The sequence below is a fragment of the Streptomyces sp. NPDC007095 genome, assembly GCF_040634475.1.
GTDB lineage: Bacteria > Actinomycetota > Actinomycetes > Streptomycetales > Streptomycetaceae > Streptomyces.
This window is the reverse complement of record NZ_JBEYFS010000065.1, coordinates 1-19054: the sequence shown is the minus strand read 5'-3', so window position 1 is coordinate 19054 and position 19054 is coordinate 1. Positions and strand designations below refer to the sequence as shown.

General features: G+C 69.7%; 14 protein-coding genes. 3 read left to right on the top strand and 11 right to left on the bottom strand.

Translation table 11 applies throughout. The annotated features are described in order from the left end of the window. Window positions 1-3: 3 nt before the first annotated feature. Together ABZ656_RS22825 and ABZ656_RS22820 are read right to left on the bottom strand one after the other, a co-directional pair. Window positions 4-2247 (bottom strand): cache and HAMP domain-containing protein, encoded by a 2244-nt coding sequence (locus ABZ656_RS22825; RefSeq protein WP_360270106.1) that lies wholly within the window; start codon window positions 2245-2247, stop codon window positions 4-6. Between the two features lie 296 nt (window positions 2248-2543). Next, window positions 2544-3914, bottom strand: a complete 1371-nt coding sequence (locus tag ABZ656_RS22820; protein ID WP_360270104.1) for a hydrolase — start codon at window positions 3912-3914, stop codon at window positions 2544-2546. A gap of 495 nt (window positions 3915-4409) precedes the next feature. Between ABZ656_RS22820 and ABZ656_RS22815 the strand changes: the two genes are divergently transcribed. After that, window positions 4410-4634, top strand: a complete 225-nt coding sequence (locus ABZ656_RS22815; protein ID WP_101408169.1) for a zinc ribbon domain-containing protein — start codon at window positions 4410-4412, stop codon at window positions 4632-4634. Between the two features lie 141 nt (window positions 4635-4775). Here ABZ656_RS22815 and ABZ656_RS22810 read toward each other — a convergent pair whose 3' ends face one another. From ABZ656_RS22810 to ABZ656_RS22800, 3 genes are read right to left on the bottom strand one after another with little or no spacing between them, the layout of a single operon-like run. Next, a complete protein-coding gene (locus ABZ656_RS22810) occupies window positions 4776-5603 on the bottom strand; it encodes an HAD family hydrolase (protein WP_101405389.1) in 828 nt (275 codons plus the stop codon). Next, the gene (locus ABZ656_RS22805) at window positions 5603-8047 is read right to left on the bottom strand and encodes a phosphoribosyltransferase (protein ID WP_360270101.1); all 2445 of its coding nucleotides are present in this window, start codon (window positions 8045-8047) and stop codon (window positions 5603-5605) included. Before ABZ656_RS22805 ends, ABZ656_RS22810 begins: the two co-directional genes overlap by 1 nt. A gap of 43 nt (window positions 8048-8090) precedes the next feature. Next, a complete protein-coding gene (locus tag ABZ656_RS22800) occupies window positions 8091-9260 on the bottom strand; it encodes an HpcH/HpaI aldolase/citrate lyase family protein (protein ID WP_101405387.1) in 1170 nt (389 codons plus the stop codon). 189 nt (window positions 9261-9449) lie between these two features. On the opposite strand from ABZ656_RS22800, the gene ABZ656_RS22795 reads away from it, so the two are divergent. Further along, entirely contained in the window at window positions 9450-10340 is an 891-nt protein-coding gene (locus ABZ656_RS22795; protein WP_360270099.1) for a TerD family protein, read from the top strand. A gap of 123 nt (window positions 10341-10463) precedes the next feature. On the opposite strand, the gene ABZ656_RS22790 is transcribed toward ABZ656_RS22795, so the two are convergent. From ABZ656_RS22790 to ABZ656_RS22765, 6 genes are all read right to left on the bottom strand, one after another. Continuing rightward, window positions 10464-11204, bottom strand: a complete 741-nt coding sequence (locus ABZ656_RS22790; RefSeq protein ID WP_060896039.1) for a Tellurium resistance — start codon at window positions 11202-11204, stop codon at window positions 10464-10466. A 107-nt stretch (window positions 11205-11311) separates the two neighbouring features. Beyond that, window positions 11312-12460, bottom strand: coding sequence for a DUF475 domain-containing protein (locus ABZ656_RS22785; protein ID WP_101405385.1), 1149 nt, complete (start codon window positions 12458-12460; stop codon window positions 11312-11314). Window positions 12461-12571: 111 nt separating this feature from the next. After that, complete coding sequence (locus ABZ656_RS22780; RefSeq protein ID WP_101405384.1) at window positions 12572-13147, bottom strand: TerD family protein; 576 nt, start codon at window positions 13145-13147, stop codon at window positions 12572-12574. Between the two features lie 204 nt (window positions 13148-13351). After that, window positions 13352-13927, bottom strand: coding sequence for a TerD family protein (locus tag ABZ656_RS22775; protein WP_054230998.1), 576 nt, complete (start codon window positions 13925-13927; stop codon window positions 13352-13354). A gap of 129 nt (window positions 13928-14056) precedes the next feature. Beyond that, window positions 14057-14515 (bottom strand): peroxiredoxin, encoded by a 459-nt coding sequence (locus ABZ656_RS22770; RefSeq protein ID WP_067369436.1) that lies wholly within the window; start codon window positions 14513-14515, stop codon window positions 14057-14059. A 581-nt stretch (window positions 14516-15096) separates the two neighbouring features. Continuing rightward, window positions 15097-15525 carry a DUF3052 domain-containing protein gene (locus ABZ656_RS22765; RefSeq protein ID WP_054231000.1) on the bottom strand — a complete coding sequence of 143 codons (429 nt, stop codon included), beginning with the start codon at window positions 15523-15525 and terminating at the stop codon, window positions 15097-15099. A gap of 469 nt (window positions 15526-15994) precedes the next feature. Here ABZ656_RS22765 and aceE point away from each other — a divergent pair, with 469 nt between their 5' ends. After that, the gene (gene aceE, locus ABZ656_RS22760; protein ID WP_101405383.1) at window positions 15995-18742 is read left to right on the top strand and encodes a pyruvate dehydrogenase (acetyl-transferring), homodimeric type; all 2748 of its coding nucleotides are present in this window, start codon (window positions 15995-15997) and stop codon (window positions 18740-18742) included. Window positions 18743-19054 lie beyond the last annotated feature (312 nt).

The window sequence follows — 19054 nt, the reverse complement described above, 5'->3', positions numbered from 1 at the left end:
CTTCTACCGCTGGAGGGTGTTCTCGCGCAGGGGCCGGTAGGGCCCGGCGGCATGGCCGGATCTCGCTGCCCGGTCCTGTTCCGCCAGGGCCTGGCGGATCAGCTCCAGACTACGGGTGACCGAGCCGATCTCGTCGTGGTTGACCGGGTGCAGCACGGTACGACGGTCTCCGCCGGCGAGCCGTGCGACTAGCACGGCGACCGAGCGCAGCGGCCGGATCACCAGGACATGCAGCCAGCCCAGGCAGAGCGCGCCCAAGGTGAGGCCCAGGATCCCGGCGAGCATGGTGCGCTGCTGCGCCTGCATCGCGGGGATCTGGAGCGCAGCCGCGGGTTCCGCGGTCACCACGTGCCAGCCGAGGTGGGCCGTCGGACCGCTTTGCGCCAGCGGTGCGGCGGCGTCGACGGACGGGCCGGAGGACGTGCGGAGCACCGCCGAGGTCGCGGTGCCCGGTGTGCCGGGGGCGCCCTGGGTGGAGCGGGCGAGACGGGTCAGGCCGGAGTCGGGCAGCGACTGGAAGGCGCGGTAGCCCACACTCGCCGCCAGCACCCTGTGGTTGCGGTCCGTCACCCAGACGCTGCCCAGCTTCGGCCTGGGCAGAAGGGAGTTGAGAGCTTTCACGTCGATCTCGCCGAACAGCACCACCCCGGCCGCCGAGGTCTTGCCCTTGACGGCCCGGATCTGGGCGTAGGCGGCGATCGCCGGGATCCGGCCCGAGGTGTTGACGGTGGTGATCCCGCCGCCCCCGGGCACGTGGACGAGGGTGCGCAGCGGCGTCTCCCCCACCCGCAGCGTGATGCCGCCCGAGCGGTCCAGGAGGTACAGCGAGCGGTACGACCGGTGGTCGGTGAGGGCGTGGCGCAGGACCTTGGCCTGGTCCGCCCGGCTCGTGCCCGGCAGCCGTGCGGCCGTCTCGGTCAGGTCGGTGTACGACTGGTCGAGGGACTGCCGGATCCGGTTCGTCGCGATCTCGGTGCGCGCCTGCTGGTCGGCGAGGACCGGAGCGGGCACCGCGCTCGCGGCGTCCGCCCGGTTCAGCACGGAGATCATCGGCACCGCCCAGCAGGCCACCACCACGACGCCGGCCACGGCCAGCGCCCGATAACCCGCTCCGCGCCGGGCCGGGATCTCCTCGGGGCCGCTCTCGCCGAGCAGTTGCCGGCGCAGTGACTCCAGTGCCCGCCCGATCCGGGCCAGTTCCCCGAAGCCGTGCACCGGAACCGGTCGGTACAGCTCCTCCAGCGCGGCCGTCCCGTCCTCGGTCGCGCCCCTGGCCAGCCGGCCGGCGGACAGATACAGCCGCAGCAGCGGCCGCTGCACGGAGAAGTGCAGTGCCAGCCCGAGCAGCAGCGCGACCCCGGCCAGCGCCACCGCGGCCTTGAGGGCGAAGGGCAGGTAGTCGGTGGCGCCGGTCGCGACGGGCACCGCGCGGGAGGTGAACACCACGAGACCGAGGTCGTCGGTGCTGCCCGGACCGGTCGCCGAGGCGACCTGGGCCCAGCCGGCCACCGTGCGCCGGCTGCCCGTGGTGGCGCCCAGCAGGCTTCCCGAGCCGTCGGTGTCAGGCCCCGCCTTCGCCGCACGGGACGCCGTCGCGGGCAGCCCGCTGTCGGCGGCGGCCGGCGCCGCCGTGCCGCGGGTCGTGGTGGCGAGTGCGGTGCCGCTCGCGTCGAGCACGGCAGCGGTGCGTCCGTCGCCGAACGTCGTGAGAGCGGGGAGCACCTCGGAGACCACGAGCAGCCACTGCCGGTCTGCCCGGTTCACCAGCTGGTCCTGGTTGGCGTCGTCCTGCTGCGCGGGCACCGTGACCTTGGCGAAGTACAGCAGTTCCCGGGTGCCGTTCGAGGTCACCAGGCGGGGCCGGAGCACACCGTGCCCGGACGCCGTCCTGGTGATGTCCACCCCCGCGAGCGGCACCGACTTGCCGCCGGCCGCCAGCAGTTTGCCGGTGCGCGTGTCGAGCAGCACACTGCCGACGACCGCCCTCCTGGCAGAGGTCAGCGCCTTGAGCGTGGTCGTGGGGGTCGACGCGCTCGTCGCGGGGTACGTGTTCGCCGTACGGTGCACCGAGCTCGCCTCGACGTCGATCGCGGTGCGCATCGACAGCGCGGTGTCCGCGGCGATCTGCTGCTCCCCGTTCAACACGGCCTGCGGCACCCGCGTCGCGTGGATGCCGTCGAGGCCGATCACGGTCACGACGGCGACCACCAGCAGCAGTACGACGAGAGCGGCTATCGGCGGGCGCACCCCGCCAAGCATCGGCATATCGGCGCGGCGGCGGACGCGGTGTCGGCGCGGCGCCCGGGGGGCGGAGGGCAGGGCAGGGGATCCTTCCTCAACTGGCGCCAAGCGTTCGAATGTTTGACGTCGCAAACACTCTAGCCTCACACCATCACATAACCATCACATAACCATGCCAGTGTCGTACGTGTGAACTGGCCATGGGGAGAAGGCCGGCCCGCGGTGGGCGACCACCCCCGACACGACGAAGGGCGGACCCGCGAACAGGACCCGCCCCTCGCATCTCCGGTCCGGTCGTCCGGTCAGCGGACGAAGGAGATCTCCGGGTACTTCGTGGAGGGGCCGTCGAGCAGGGTGCTGTGCTTCTTGCTCAGCTCCTGGTCGAAGAAAGCCGCAAGATAGACGCTCTGGACCTTCACCGCCCGGGTCGGGTCGATCGTGCCGTACTGCTGCTGGAGCTGCCACTGGGACATGCCGAGCAGGGGCGCCTGCTGGGGCACCATCCACTCGTTGTCGCTGAAGGACAGGTGCGCCGAGCCCTTGAGCTTGATGTCGACCCGGTAACCCTTGAGGTGCGACCACATCGTGCGCCACGACGAGTCGTTGTTGCGGTTGTGGCTGCCGGAGCTGAAGAGCATGAAGGGGCGCTTCAGGTCCTTATTCTGAGCCGACCCGAAGAACTGGCCGTCCAGGTTGGCACCGGCGGCGATACGGCTGTCGAGCTGCATGGAGGTGGCGACCGCCGCGCCGCCAAGTGACCAGCCGAACATCCCGATGCGCGACATGTCCACCGACTTCGTCAGCCCGGAGGGGAGCGTGGCCTTGCCGGCGTCGGGGTTGCCGCCCTTGCTGAGCGTGCCGAGCTGGTTGATGACGAACTTGATGTCGGCCGCGCGCACCTTCAGCGTGTCGGAGGAATGGGCGCCCGCCGGCATCGTGTTGACCTCGAGCCGGTTGCCCGGGAACTGCACCTCGTTGGCGTCGTGGGTGTGGTCGACGGTGACGACGAGGTAGCCGCGGCTGGCAAGGTCCTGGGCGAGGGCGGTGCCCATCGCGCGGTCCGAGTGCAGTCCGGTCGAGTACAGCAGGACGGGCAGCTTGCCGAGCTTGGTGTTCACCGGGGCGAGGACATGTCCCGCGGTCTTCGGCAGGGTCACCTGCTGCGGCGACAGGCCACGGGTGGCGAGGAAGTGGGCGCCGGAGATCGACGGCATCCAGGGTCCCTGGTAGTGCCCGGACGTGTTGGTGGCCGGGTACCAGAGCGACACCATCAGCTCGCGAGGCTTGCTGCCGGAAACGTAAGGATCCGTACGGGACTTGTCGACGAGGTGCAGGCCCACCATGCCGACGCTGTACTTCCCGGTCGGCGCGGGCATGGTGAGCTGGAGACCGGCCGCGTTGGCGCGGCCGGCTGCGAGGGTCTTGGCGCTGAGGGTCTTGGCGTTGAGGGACTTCTGGGGCACCGCCTCGTCGTTCGTGGGCGCCCAGGGCGTGTTCTGGTCGGCTTGGTCAGTCTGGTCGGGCGAGAACCCGTTGGCCGCAGGCTTGGCGGCCGTGTTCCCGGCGGCCATCGCCGGCGTCATCCCCGCACCCAGGGCGACGGCCAGCGCACTCGCCGTGCCGGCCGCTCTGGCTATCACTTGGCGGCGGTGGCGCGGGCGGCGGTGTTTCATAGAACCCCCTTGTTGGTCGGCGATCGCGGAACGGGCGATCGACTGTCGCACACCGTACCGCCACAGAAATCGACGGCCTTCGGGCCCCCAGCGTTCACCGCGGCAGCGGGCGGGGCGAGCAGCTGAACCATGGCGACCACCGTGGAATCACCGATCAGACACCTCTGCCCGCCACCCCTCGCGGCGCCGGCGCACGAGTCCGGCGAGCTTCAGTGGACCGGCGGCCGTCCGTTGACGTCGGCAGAAATGAGGAACTTCACTCGTTGGTTTCCTCGGCGGGTCGGACATGGAGGAGAGGGCCGGCCGGGTCCGTGAGGCGGCTGCGACAGAGCTGGAGTACACCGCCTGACGTTCCGGCGCGGGTGCAGACCGGCCCCGCCTGTGCGCTTTCCCCGTGGCGGGTGGGATCTTGTCCAGGTCCATGGCGACTGCGATGAGGAGCAGGTCTTCGAGGTTGGGACACGATCGTCGGCTTCCGGCCGCTAACCTGTGCGTATGCCTCGCTACGAGTACCGCTGCCGGACCTGCGGCGACACCTTCGAACTGAGCCGCCCCATGGCGGAATCCGCCGCTCCGGCGGACTGTCCCGCCGGGCACGACGACACGGTGAAACTCCTGTCGACCGTCGCGGTCGCCACCGGCGGGTCGGCGTCCGCGCCCGCCCCGCGCCCGTCCGGAGGGGGCGGAGGCGGGTGCTGCGGCGGCGGTTGCTGCGGCTGACCGACCAGGATTTTTCAGGAAGTCTTCAGCTTTTCTTCGCCCGAATCCTCCGCGCGGCCCGGGCGTGTCGCACTCTCAGACCCTACGAGGCCCCCGCACAGGCCGGGCACGGCTCCCCCTCGGGCCACGCCCGGCTCCCGCTCAGACCGCGCCCGGGCGGCCACAGGCGTGCACGAACTCCCGCAGGATCCGCTCCCCCGCCACGACCCCCCGCTCCGGGAGGGCGGTGATCGCCGGCGCCGTCCAGTCGGCCTCGGCCAGCTCCCCGTGGCCCGGCCGCCAGCCGCGGTCGGCGGCGAGCAGCAGGTCGGCGTCGAGGAGGGAGTCACCGGCGGCGAGGGTCAGGATCGCGCCGGTGCGGCGGGCGACCTCGCGCACCGCCGCGCTCTTGGTGAGCGGCTTCGGCACGGCGTAGATCTTGCGGCCCTGCAGCGACACCGTCCAGCCGCGGCCCTCCGCCCAGACGGCGAGCTCCTTCACCCACTCCTCGGGCAGCAGCTCGCGCTCCACCACCAGATAGGCGAACAGGTCCTCGGCGACCCGGTGCTTGCGGACCCAGACCGGATCGGCGGTGGCCGCCAGATACTCCCGCACCTCGTCCAGCGGCGCGCACTCGCTGGCGAGCCGCGCGGTCACGGCCGCGTGCCAGTCGGGGTCGGAGACACCGTCGACGAGCAGGTGCCCGCCGTTGGCGCAGATCGCGTACTCGGGCGCGGGGCCCGGCAGGTTGATGCGCTGGTACTGCTTGCGGGTGCGGGTCGTGGTGGGCACGAAGTGGGCCGTGTCGCCGAGTTCGGTGAGCAGCGCGGCGGCCGTCTCGGTCATGTACGACAGCGGCTTGGCCTCGTGCACCTCGACGCAGAGCAGCCGGGGCGCCCGCGCGTCCGGCATGGTCAGCGCGAGGGCGGCGGAGGAGTAGATCAGCGTACGGTCGAGATCGCTGGCGACAAGCACCCTGGGCGCGGACATCAGACCGTCACCGCCTTGCCGTCGGCGCCGGTCGCGCCGCGCGTGTACTTCGGGTGGATCAACCCCACGCAGGTGTAAGGGAGTTCGTCGACCTCCTCGACGGGCACCCCGCGCTGCTGGGCGAGCAGGCGTACGTGGTCGAGGTCGGCGCCCGCTCCGGCGCGCGCCAGGATCTTCCAGGGGACGCGGCGCAGCAGCACGCGGGTCGTCTCGCCGACGCCCGGCTTGACGAGGTTCACGTCGTGGATCTCGTAGTCCTCGCTGATCCGCTCGACGGCCGCCCAGCCCTCCCAGGTGGGGGTGCGGTCGGTGGCGAGGAGCTCCTTGGCCTGGGCGCAGGCCGCGTCGGCGACGTCGGGGAAGTGGGCGGCGACGGCGTCCAGGAAGTCGACGGAGACATCGGAGCCGGCGAGCTCGCGGTAGAACTTCGCGCCGTGGAAGTCGTACTCGCCGACCAGGTCCGAGCGCAGCACGGTACGCGAAATCAGGCCTGAGACCGTCGAGTTGAGGCAGGCGGAGGGGATGAGGAAGTCCTCGCGGGTGCCGTACGTCCGTACGCACGAGCCCGGGTCGGCGAGGACCGCGATCTCCGGGTCGAAGCCGGTGATCCCTTCGGCGGACTCGAACTCCCCGATGGCCGCGGTGAGTTCGCGGGTGATGGCGCCCTTGCCGGTCCAGCCGTCGACGAACACGACGTCGGCCGGGTCGTGGTGGGCGGCCAGCCAGCGCAGCGCGTTGGCGTCGATGCCGCGGCCACGGACGATGGAGACGGCGTAGTGCGGCAGGTCGAGGCCGTGCCGGTGCTTGGCCCAGCGGCGCATCAGGACGCCGACGGGGGTGCCCGCGCGGGCCAGCGAGACGAGGACCGGACGCGGGGAGCGTTCGGCGAGCACCAGCTCGGTGACGGCGCCGACGGCCTGGGCGATCCGGGCGGCCGAGGTGCCCAGGGCCGACTGGAACAGCTCCTGGTACTGGGGGCTCGGCTGGTACTCGACCGGCAGCGACTCCGCGTAGTGCGCGCCGCCGCTCTGGATCGCCTCCTCGCGCTCCTCGGTCGGCGCCTCCAGCGTCACGTCCGAGAGGTCCTGCAGCAGCCAGCCGACCTCGTCGGGCGCGTACGAGGAGAAGGCGGGGCCGCGGAGGGGCTCGGGGAGCATGGAGGGCCTTTCTGTGGACGGCCGTGCGGGGGCGTACGACGGGACGACGGCGAGCAGGACGCTCGGGGTGTGCTCCGCGAGCTGGGCCAGCAGGCCGTCGGGGGCGTGCAGGCCGGGTGTGTCGGCGGCGGAGTCGACCACGGCCACGACCGCGTCGAAACCGGCACCCGCGACGTTGTAGGCGTACCGCTCACCCGGTCCGTCGTCGGGGTCGTCGTGGGCCGGGAAGACGAGGCGCGTCCGTATGGCGTAACCGGGGTCGTCGAGGGCGAGCACCGGGGAGCGGGTCGTCGTGGAGTACCGCACCTCGGCGGGCACCACCTGCTCCAGCTCCCTGGCCAGCCTGAGCGGCGCGTACATCAGCTCCTCGAAACCGAGTACGAGGACGCGCCGCGCCCCCTCCGGCAGCGCGTCGGCGACCCGCGCGGCCATGGCGGGCAGCGCCGCGTCCAGCCGTATTCGATGCCCGGGCGTGAACCCGTGCCGTCCCCCGTCGGGCAGGCCCCGGGGCCAGCCGAGCTCTACACGGGTGGCACCGGAGTGCCCCCGACGGCGGGCGGAGGGCTCGCCGCGCTCGGTGGTCTCGTGTTCCGCCACCAGCGCCTGGCCCTTCTCGAGGACGCCCTCCGGGAGGTTCACGGTGCCCCGCGCCGCGGCGACCAGGTCCACCCGTGCGCCGATCTCCGTCGCGAACTCCGCCAGCCGGCCCAGGTCCGCGGCCGAGCGCATGTCGACCAGGGCCACGACCACATAGCGGTCGCGCGGATAGCGGGCGTGGAGGTCGCGGATGGTGTTGAGGACCGTGTTGCCGGTGGAGAACTCGTCGTCGACGAGGACCAGGGGGCCCGGGCCCGCCAGCAGACCGGGGTTCTCCGGCAGCAGGAGGTGGGAGGTGGCGTGGGAGTGGGACTCCTCGAAGCCGCCCGCCGTGTCGACGCCGGGGACCGGGCGGCGGGTCGAGTGGAGGTAGGGCGCGAGGCCCACGCCGTCGGCGACGGAGTGGCCGAGGCCGGTGGCCGTCTCGGCGTACCCGAGGACGACGGCCGCGCGGGCGTCCTCGGTGCCGAGCAGCTCCCGCACCCGCCGGCCGAGCGCGAACCCGTGTCCGTACACCACGGACGGCGACTGCGGGACGTGCTTGCCGAGCACGTTCGACACGAGCAGATGCGCCCGGCGGGGGTTGCGCCGCAGCGCGAGCCCCAGCAGGTCGCTCAGCTCCTCGTCACCGACGAGCTCGACACCCAGTCGCTCGGCGACCCAGGTCCCCGTCCACACCACGTTCTTCATCGATTCCTTGTCGGTCGGTCGAGGTCGCTCGAGCCGGCGCGGTTCACGCAGGCAGGGCGGCCGCGAGCAGTTCCACGAAGCCGATGTCCTCGTTCGCCACACCGAACACCTCGGCGCGCTGGAGGGTGCGCTCGGCCCAGGCGCGGTGCGGCTTCACTTCATTCATTTTGTTCGTGTACGCCGACCGCAGCACGCCCCCGCCGCCCCGCTCGGGCCTGAGGATGTCCTGCGCGTCGCTGTACTCCTCGTGGCTGACCACGGACAGCGCGTGCACCGCCGGTACGTGGGAGGGGTGGATACAGGTCTTGCCGAGCAGACCGTTGGCCCGGTCGAGGGCGATCTCGCGCAGCAGCCCGTCCAGGTCGTGCTCGATCAGCGCCTGGCGCAGCTCCTCGACCTCGCCCTCCTGGAAGGGGCTGCGGCGCAGCTGCGGCTTGAACATGCGCTCCTGGACCCGGAAGTACTCCCACACGGGCCCGGTGACCGTGAACCCGGTGCCGTCCGAGCGGCCCAGCATGTTCACCACGTCCGCGATCACGGAGGCGACGATCTGGACGTCGTAAGCCGTCATGTCGGGCGCCCTGCGCAGCCCGTACGCCGAGCAGAAGTCCGTGACGCCCAGGCGCAGCGCGAGGACGCGGTCGCGGTACTTGTCGACGACCCGGGAGATGCCCTCCAGGGTCTCCCGGCGGCTCTCCAGGTACAGCAGGCCGGGCGACTCGAGGACCGGCATCGCGAACAGCCGCCGGCCGCTCGCGGACTCGGCCGCGGTGAGCGCCTCCATGAACGGGACGCCCCGCTCCTCGGTGAACTTCGGCAGGACGAACCCGGACAGCAGCCGCACGGACGCGCCGAGCCGCCGGACGAGGTCCGGGATCTGGTCGGGCTCACGGACCCGTACGAACAGCAGCGGGAGCCCGTCGGTTTCCGGCCGTCCGGCGAGGTCGGCGAACTGCCGGACCAGGTTCTCCTCGGCGCCCACGACCTCGGCGTCGTCGATCGAGTCCTCCAGGCACAGCACCATGGAGACCACGCCGCGCCCGGCCTGCTTGACGACGTCGTCGGCGAGACGGGGTCTGGTCGCGGGGCTGTACAGGGTGGCGCCGAGGGCCGCCGCGAGCACGCGGGCGGGCGAGTCGGCGGTGAAGACGCACGGCTCCCGGTAGAAGAGACGCTGCCGCTCTTCAGGGGCGATGTGCCCGAAATGACGCATGAAACTCCCCCGTGGCGGCTAGGCGGACTTACGTGAGGTGGCCGGTAATAGTACGTACAAATCCATGTCAGTCGTTCCCACAAGGCGTGAAGTTCAGGTAACTCGGCCATGTCGGTTGCCCGCACGTCCCGACCGGGAATCCTTACCCCCGCGTTGTCGTGACCAGGACCGAGAGGGCAGGATGACCGCATGACGCACGCGATGCTGAAGGGGTCGAACGTCCCGCTGGACGCCACAGCGGTACGTGCCGTGCTGCGCTGGACGCCCGGGCAGGGTGTCCCCGATGTCGATGTCTCTGCGCTGCTCCTCGGTCCCGACGGTCGTGTGCGATCCGACGAGGACTTCGTCTTCTACAACCAGCCACGCCATCCCTCGGGCAAGGTGTGGCGACTTGGCAAGAAACGCGTCGCCGAGGGCCTCACCGACACCATCCAGACGGATCTGACGGGTGTCGAGTCCGGTGTCGGACAGATTCTGCTGGTCGCATCGGCGGACGGTGTCACCTTTGACCAGGTACGCGCCCTACGCATCCTGCTGTACGACGCGTCCGGCACGACCGGCACCACCGGCTCGGACGGTGAGCCGCTGGCCTACTTCGACATCAAGCCGGAGACGGGTACGGAGACGGCGCTGATCTGCGGCGAACTGTACCGGCGCGGTCAGGGCTGGAAGTTCCGGGCACTCGGCGAGGGCTATCCGAACGGTCTGGAGGGGCTCGCCTCCGACTTCGGGATCACGGTGGACGAGTCCGAGCCGGAGGCCGTCGCGCCCGTGCCCGACGCCACCGCCTGGGCGGACCCCGCGGCCTCCCCGGAGACCTCGGTGCCGCTCCCGCCCGAGCAGTCCGCACCGGTGCCCCAGCAGCCCGCCTACGGCTATCCGGGGCCCGCGCAGACGGCCCCCGCCCAGCCCGCGTACGGCTACCCCCAGCCGACCAGCCAGCCCGCCTACGGCTACCCGGGGCCCGCGCAGACGGCCCCGGCCGTCCAGCCGGCCTACGGCTTCCCGCAGGCGGTCGGCTCCCTCCCCGACCCGGATTTCAGGCTGCCGCCACAGGGGCCACAGTTCATCGGACGCTAGGAAAGCGCCCCCGAAGGGGCGCGGGGCTGCATTCGACATGCGGCTCCGCCGCGTGGGCGCGACAAGCCACAGCGGCCCCGCAGCCGCGACTCCTCGGATGCACCCGAGCTCCAGGGCGAACCATCAACGGTCGGCCTTGGACTTGTACCCCCGCCCCCACTGCAACCCCCACCCGTACAACCGGTCCAGCTCCGCCTGGAACCCGTACACGAACTTCACCTCACGCCGCACGGTGATCTCGCCCTTGTTGTTCTCGATCATCACCACCGCGCAGGAGCGGGCCTGCGGATGCCGCTCGTCGAGGCCGATCTCGATCCGGGGCCCGTTGCTCGGGTAGAGCGTGATGATGGCGTGCGTACGGTCGAAGGCGGGCGTCTGGTCGTAGATGTACACGAAGACCAGGAGCCGCTTGATGTCGTCGCGATGGTCGAGGTTGACGTAGGCCGTCTCGCCGGACGCCGAACCGAACCGGTCGTCACCGCTGAGCTTCACGTACGGCGGGTCGTTGATGTCGCCGAGGAAGTTGCCCAGGGGCTGCACCACGCCCTTGGAGCCGTCCGCGAGCTCGTACATCACGCCCAGGTCGAGGTCGACGTTCACCATGCTCTGGGTGTGCGCCTGGACCACGTCCGGCTTGAAGGTCTTGAAGGGGTGCCGCAGCAGGCTGCCCCGCTGCTGGCCGCCGCCGATGTCCGACGTGCGCATGCGCCAGGACAGGTTGATGCGCAGGTTGCCGGTGGCCGCGCCCTGCTTGGTGAGCGAGACCGTGTGGTTCCGCTTGGTCAGTTCTATCGAGTTGGTGGCGGCACTGCCGGAGTCGAAGTCCGTCGAGCGTCCGCGCCACAGGTCGTCCCAGAAGCCCATTGCCTTGTCCCGCCCCCACGTTGCCTGGATATGCGACGGGGCGGCCACGAGGACTCGTCCTCGACGGCCGCCCCGCTCAGAGCGTTCCCGGAATCACGCTCCCGGACTCACACCCCGGACGAGACCTCAGTCTTGTCGTCCGAGGCCGTCGCTTTTCCCTCGGCCTCCGCGAGCGCCCTGTTGCGGCGCACCGAGGACCAGAAGGACCAGGCGATCAGGACGACACCGACGAGACCGGTGATGACCTCGTGGATCTGGTACTGGATGGTGACCAGGAGGATCACGGCGAGGGCGCCGATGGCGTAGTGCGCGCCGTGCTCCAGGTAGACGTAGTCGTCGAGGGTGCCCTGGCGGACCAGGTAGACCGTGAGCGAGCGGACGTACATGGCGCCGATGCCGAGGCCGAGCGCCATCAGCACGATGTCGTTGGTGATGGCGAAGGCGCCGATGACACCGTCGAAGGAGAAGGACGCGTCCAGGACCTCGAGGTAGAGGAACATGAAGAACGCGGCCTGACCTGCGAGGACGACGGCCGGCTTCTTCTTGCCGGTCCGCGCGGCCTCCTCCTCTTCCTCGTGCTCGCGCTCCTCGTCTTCCTCGAGCTTGTCCTCGAAGTAGCCGGAGAGCCCGCCGACGACCATGTACGTGATCAGGCCCGCGATGCCGGCGATCAGCACCGTCTGCGCCTTGTCGATGTGCGCGCCGCCGTGCTGGTGGGCGTGGACCGCGAACGTCATGGAGGAGACCAGCAGCACGACCAGGGCGATGCAGACCGACAGCATGTCGACCTTGCCGAGCTTGGCCAGCGGACGCTCGATCCAGCGCAGCCACTGGATGTCCCGGTCCTCGAAGATGAAGTCGAGGAAGATCATCAGAAGGAACATGCCGCCGAAGGCGGCGATCGCCGGGTGGGCGTCCGTGACCAGCTGCTGGTACTGGTCCTTGTCGGTCAGCGCGAGGTTGACCGCCTCGATCGGGCCCTTCTTGGCCGTGACCGCCACGATCACGACAGGGAAGACCAGCCTCATGCCGAAGACGGCGATCAGCACACCCACCGTGAGGAAGATCTTCTGCCAGAAGGCATTCATCTTCTTCAGGATCCCGGCATTGACCACCGCGTTGTCGAAGGACAGCGAGATCTCCAGGATGGCCAGGATCGCCACGATGCCAAAGGCGGTCCACCCCCCGTAGATCACCGCTGCGACCAAGCCGAGCGCGGTGACCGCAAACGACCAGCCGAAGGTTTTCAGAAGCACTGGCTACCCAATCATCGTGTATGTACGGGTCTCCCCCGCGCCGTACTCGGCTTTACCTACTGTTGACCACGAAGTCTAGAGGGCCGCCCCTTCGGCTGACTCGGGCGGGCCCTAGGAAACATTGACTCCGAAGTCGAGCGCGATGCCACGCAGACCGGACGCGTACCCCTGTCCGACCGCTCGGAACTTCCACTCCTGGTTGTAGCGGTAGACCTCGCCGAAGATCATCGCCGTTTCCGTCGAGGCGTCCTCGGACAGGTCGTAGCGGGCGAGCTCCTGGCCGTCGGCCTGGTTGACCACGCGGATGAACGCGTTGCTGACCTGGCCGAAGGTCTGACCGCGGTTGTCGGCCTCGTGGATGGAGACCGGGAAGACGATCTTGTCGACGTTGGCCGGCACCTTGGAGAGGTCGATCAGGATCGACTCGTCGTCGCCCTCGCCCTCACCCGTGAGGTTGTCACCGGTGTGCTCCACGGAGCCGTCCGGGCTCTTGAGCTGGTTGTAGAAGATGAACCACTCGTCGCCGAGCACCCGGCCGGAATTGCACAGCAGGGCGCTGGCGTCGAGGTCGAAGTCGGCTCCGGTGGTGGAGCGCGCGTCCCAGCCGAGCCCGATCATCACGTGCGTGAGGTTGGGTGCGGCCTTGGAGAGGGAGACATTGCCTCCCTTGGCGAGCGTGACGCCCATGATGCTGGTCCTCCCCGAGGTCAAACTTTCAGTTGTGCCGCGCGACCTGCGCGCGGTGGTCCAGCGGGTCCGGCGCCGCACATGAAGCGTGCGGCGCCGGGCCTGGAGCCGAAGGCCGTACGGCTCAGACGTTCACGTCGGACGGTCGCGTCAAACGTTCAGATCAGACGTTCGCGTCCGACGTGTCCCCGTCCGACGGTCGTGTCAGACGTTGACGCCGAAGTCCTGCGCGATACCGCGCAGGCCCGAGGCGTAGCCCTGGCCGATGGCGCGGAACTTCCACTCCGGGCCGTTGCGGTACAGCTCGCCGAAGACCATGGCGGTCTCCGTCGAGGCGTCCTCGGAGAGGTCGTAGCGCGCGATCTCCGCCTCGCCGGCCTGGTTCACCACGCGGATGAACGCGTTGCGGACCTGGCCGAAGGACTGCTGGCGGTTCTCGGCGTCGTAGATGGAGACCGGGAACACGATCTTCTGGACGTCGGCGGGCACGGCGGCGAGGTTGACCTTGATCTGCTCGTCGTCGCCCTCGCCCTCACCGGTGATGTTGTCCCCGGTGTGCTCGACCGAACCGTCCGGGCTCTTCAGGTTGTTGAAGAACACGAAGTTCTGGTCGGTGCTCACCTTGCCGTCCGCATTCGTGAGGATGGCGCTGGCGTCGAGGTCGAAGTCGACGCCGGTGGTGGTTCGGGCGTCCCATCCCAGACCGACGATGACCGCGGTCAGTCCCGGGGCCTCCTTGGTCAGCGATACGTTGCCGCCCTTGCTGAGGCTGACTCCCACGAGTCCTCCCAATGGTGTCCAGGGGCGGGGAGCCCCGTCGTGCGTTGGTATCGGATCAACGTGTCGATCCTAGTGACGGGTTCCCGCACCCTGCAGGCCCTGCGACCGAACAATCACAGGGTGTCGGGCTCACAGAGTGTCGAGCGCCTTCACGTACTCGTTCAGGTCACGCGCGTCCGGCAGACCGTTGACGACGGTCCAGCGGACGACGCCCGCCTTGTCGATGATGAAGGTGCCGCGCACGGCACAACCCTTGTCCTCGTCGAAGACGCCGTACGCGCGCGAAGTGTTGCCGTGCGGCCAGAAATCGGAGAGCAGCGGGTACTCCAGGCCCTCCTGTTCGCCGAAGACGCGCAGGGTGTGGATGGAGTCGTTGGAGACGGCCAGCAGCTGGACGTCGTCGTTGACGAACTTCGGCAGTTCGTCGCGGAGGGCACACAGCTCGCCGGTGCACACGCCGGTGAAGGCGAACGGGTAGAAGAGCAGCACCACGTTCTTCTCACCACGGAAGTCGGACAGCTTCACGGTGGCGCCGTGGTTGTCCTTGAGCTCGAAGTCCGGTGCCTCGGTGCCGACCTCGATCGCCATAGTCACACGCTCCCCTTCCAAGGGCCTGTTCGGGTGAACCCCACCCTACGCAGCACCCCCCGCCCCCACCCGCCGCACCCCGACCACGTGCCCCGCTCGCCCCACACAGCACCCCCCGCCCCACCCGCCGCACCCCGACCACGTGCCCCGCTCGCCCCACGCGGCACCTCCGGTACGCGCCTCGCACCCGCGCGCCCGCGCGACCGAGCCCGCGCCGCGCGTGCCACCCACCCGGCCGACAGCGCCACGCGGGCACGGCCGACCTGGGCAACGCCGCCCTGTGGGCACCGCCCGGCCCGGTAAAGCCGCCGTCCGGCGCGAGGCCGATCGCGGGACCCCGCCGCCCCGACGCGGCGCGCGCCCGCTCGTCCGGAACGCAACGCCTTGCGGGGGCTGCCGCCATTCGGGTGGGGTGTTGTCTCGGAAGCCGGCGTTCCGGCCCGGGGACCGCGGCGGTGAGATGGTCCGGCGCGGGTGCTCCTCGCCTCCCCCACAGGCCCGGGGCATGGGGGAGGCCCCCGGCGGCGGGGACGCCGACGGGGGCCTCTTGGGTGGTTTGGTGCGGCAGACGGAGCGAGAGCTCAGCGCTTCGACTTGGGCGTGGCCAGACGCGTGCCCGACCACTCCTTCCCGACCGAGATGCTCTTCGTCTGGGAGAGGCCGGCAGTCTGGGCGGCGTCACTGATGTCGCTGGGCTCGACGTAGCCGTCCCGGCCGGTCTTCGGGGTCAGCAGCCAGATCATGCCGCCGTCCTCAAGGAGACCGATGGCGTCCACCAGAGCGTCCGTAAGGTCGCCGTCCTCGTCGCGGAACCACAGCAACACGACGTCAGCGACGTCGTCGTAGTCCTCGTCGACCAGGTCCTGGCCGATCAACGATTCGATACCTTCACGGAGCTCGTGGTCAACGTCGTCGTCGAAGCCGATCTCCTGGACCACCTGTCCGGGCTCGAACCCCAGCCTGCCGGCCGGGTTGGTCCGCTCCTCCGCGTGGTCCGCGGTCGCGCTCACGGCTTGCCTCCTGATCATGTTTCGGTAGATGTCTCAGCCACGCGCGTACGCGAAGCATTGGCCGTAGTCCACACGGGCGGGGCGGATCGCGCAAGTACCCGGCCGTCGAGACCGCCGAAACGGTGACGATCCCGGCGGTGTCGGCGCAACCCCAGGCATGGATTCAAGGCCATAAGTGACGCACACCACACCCTTCTGCCCCATTTATGAATTTCGGAACCCTTGGAGCGTACGAGACCCGAACGACTTTGCGGAACGCGTCACGGAGTGAGCGTATCGTTGCGTTTTGGTCGGGCACGTCCCAACGAACTGCGGGAATGTGTTGGTTACCTCTCGGTAGAGATGACGATTCCGTTCCCGAGGTACACGATGGGGATCGGTGCAGACAGACCGAAAAACCGCCCCAGACAGCCTCCCAGACAACCCCTCGGGCAGCCCTCACACGCCCCTCTGACAGTGAAGGAACAGCGTGGCTTCCGGATCCGATCGCAATCCGATCATCATTGGCGGCCTTCCCAGTCAGGTCCCGGACTTCGACCCCGAAGAGACCCAGGAGTGGCTCGACTCCCTCGACGCCGCCGTCGACGAGCGCGGCCGTGAGCGCGCCCGCTATCTGATGCTGCGGCTGATCGAAAGGGCCCGCGAGAAGCGCGTGGCCGTGCCCGAGATGCGCAGCACGGACTACGTCAACACGATCGCCACCAAGGACGAGCCCTTCTTCCCCGGCAACGAGGAGATCGAGCGCAAGGTCCTCAACGCCACCCGCTGGAACGCCGCCGTGATGGTCTCGCGCGCCCAGCGTCCCGGCATCGGCGTCGGCGGCCACATCGCCACCTTCGCCTCCTCCGCCTCGCTCTACGACGTCGGCTTCAACCACTTCTTCCGTGGCAAGGACGAGGGCGACGGCGGCGACCAGATCTTCTTCCAGGGGCACGCCTCCCCCGGTATCTACGCCCGCGCGTTCCTCCTCGACCGGCTCTCCGAGCAGCAGCTCGACGCGTTCCGGCAGGAGAAGTCGAAGGCTCCGTACGGTCTGTCCTCGTACCCGCACCCGCGCCTGATGCCGGGCTTCTGGGAGTTCCCGACCGTCTCCATGGGCCTCGGTCCGCTCGGCGCGATCTTCCAGGCGCGGATGAACCGCTACATGGAGGCGCGCGGCATCGCGGACACCTCCAAGTCACACGTCTGGGCGTTCCTCGGGGACGGCGAGATGGACGAGCCGGAATCGCTCGGACAGCTGTCCATCGCCGCTCGAGAGGGTCTGGACAACCTGACCTTCGTCGTCAACTGCAACCTCCAGCGCCTCGACGGCCCGGTACGCGGCAACGGAAAGATCATCCAGGAGCTGGAGTCCCAGTTCCGGGGCGCCGGCTGGAACGTCATCAAGCTGGTCTGGGACCGCACCTGGGACCCGCTGCTCGCGCAGGACCGCGACGGCGTGCTGGTCAACAAGCTGAACACCACCCCGGACGGCCAGTTCCAGACGTACGCCACCGAGACGGGCGACTACATCCGCCGGCACTTCTTCGGCGACGACCACCGGTTGCGGGCGATGGTCGAGAACATGACCGACGACCAGATCCTGCATCTGGGGCGCGGCGGTCACGACCACAAGAAGATCTTCGCGGCGTTCTCGGCGGCCAAGGCGCACGCGGGCCAGCCGACGGTGATCCTGGCGCAGACGGTCAAGGGCTGGACGCTCGGCCCGAACTTCGAGGGCCGCAACGCCACGCACCAGATGAAGAAGCTGACGGTCGCCGACCTCAAGGGCTTCCGGGACCGTCTGCACCTGCCGATCTCCGACAAGGAGCTGGAGTCCGGCGCGCCGCCGTACTACCACCCGGGCCGGAACTCGGAAGAGATCCAGTACATGCACGACCGCCGCAAGGGGCTCGGCGGATACGTCCCCACGCGCGTCGTACGGTCGCAGCCGCTGGCCCTGCCGGACGACAAGGCGTACGCGAGTGTGAAGAAGGGCTCCGGTCAGCAGTCGATCGCCACGACCATGGCGTTCGTGCGACTGCTGAAGGACCTCATGCGGGACAAGGAGATCGGCAAGCGGTTCGTACTGATCGCGCCCGACGAGTACCGCACGTTCGGCATGGACTCGTTCTTCCCGAGCGCGAAGATCTACAACCCGCTCGGCCAGCAGTACGAGTCCGTGGACCGCGATCTGCTCCTGGCCTACAAGGAGTCGCCGACCGGCCAGATGCTGCACGACGGCATCTCCGAGGCGGGCTGCACGGCCTCGCTGATCGCCGCGGGTTCGGCGTACGCCACGCACGGCGAGCCGCTGATCCCGGTCTACGTCTTCTACTCGATGTTCGGTTTCCAGCGCACCGGTGACCAGTTCTGGCAGATGGCCGACCAGTTGGCGCGCGGTTTCGTCCTGGGCGCGACCGCCGGCCGTACGACTCTGACCGGTGAGGGCCTTCAGCACGCGGACGGCCACTCGCAGCTGCTCGCCTCGACCAACCCGGGCTGTGTCGCGTACGACCCGGCGTTCGGGTTCGAGATCGCGCACATCGTCAAGGACGGTCTGCGCCGGATGTACGGCTCGTCCGACGAACACCCGCACGGCGAGGACGTCTTCTACTACCTCACCGTCTACAACGAGCCGATCCAGCACCCGGCCGAGCCGGCGAACGTGGACGTGGACGGCATCCTCAAGGGCATCCACCGCTACTCGGAAGGGACTTCGGGTTCCGTCCCGGCGCAGATCCTGGCGTCCGGTGTCGCCGTGCCGTGGGCGGTCGAGGCGCAGCGGATCCTCGCCGAGGAGTGGAACGTACGCGCCGACGTCTGGTCGGCGACCTCCTGGAACGAGCTGCGGCGCGAGGCCGTCGACGTGGAGCGGCACAATCTGCTGCACCCCGAGGAGGAGCAGCGCGTCCCCTATGTGACGCAGAAGCTGAGCGGCGCCGAGGGTCCGTTCGTGGCCGTCTCCGACTGGATGCGATCGGTTCCGGACCAGATCTCACGGTGGGTGCCGGGCACGTACCAGTCGCTGGGCGCGGACGGCTTCGGCTTCGCGGACACGCGCGGCGCCGCCCGGCGCTTCTTCCACATCGACGCGCAGTCGATCGTGGTCGCGGTGCTGACCGAGCTGGCCCGTGAGGGCAAGGTCGACCGGTCGGTGCTGAAGCAGGCGATCGACCGCTATCAGCTGCTCGACGTGGCGTCGGCCGACCCGGGAGCGGCGGGCGGCGACGCGTAGGCGCTCCGCGCGAGCGCCGGTGGATGACCGAGGGCCTGTCGTCTGGATCAGGTCGTTTCAGGAGCCGGCGCTTGATCAGTGGCGGTGAGCGGGGTCTGGTGCGTGCGGCTGCAAGGCGGAGGAGGGAAGCGACGCGGAGCGTCGTCGACCGACGACAACGCCGCAGATGTGCGTGCCGGACCCCGCGGCCCAGGCCTGATCCAGACGACAGGCCCTAGGCCCTGTCGTCAAATTCCCGTCTGCCCCGCGACGCCATGCACGCACTCTCACCGCACCAGGCACAGATCCAAGTACGTCCAGTACGAGGGCCTG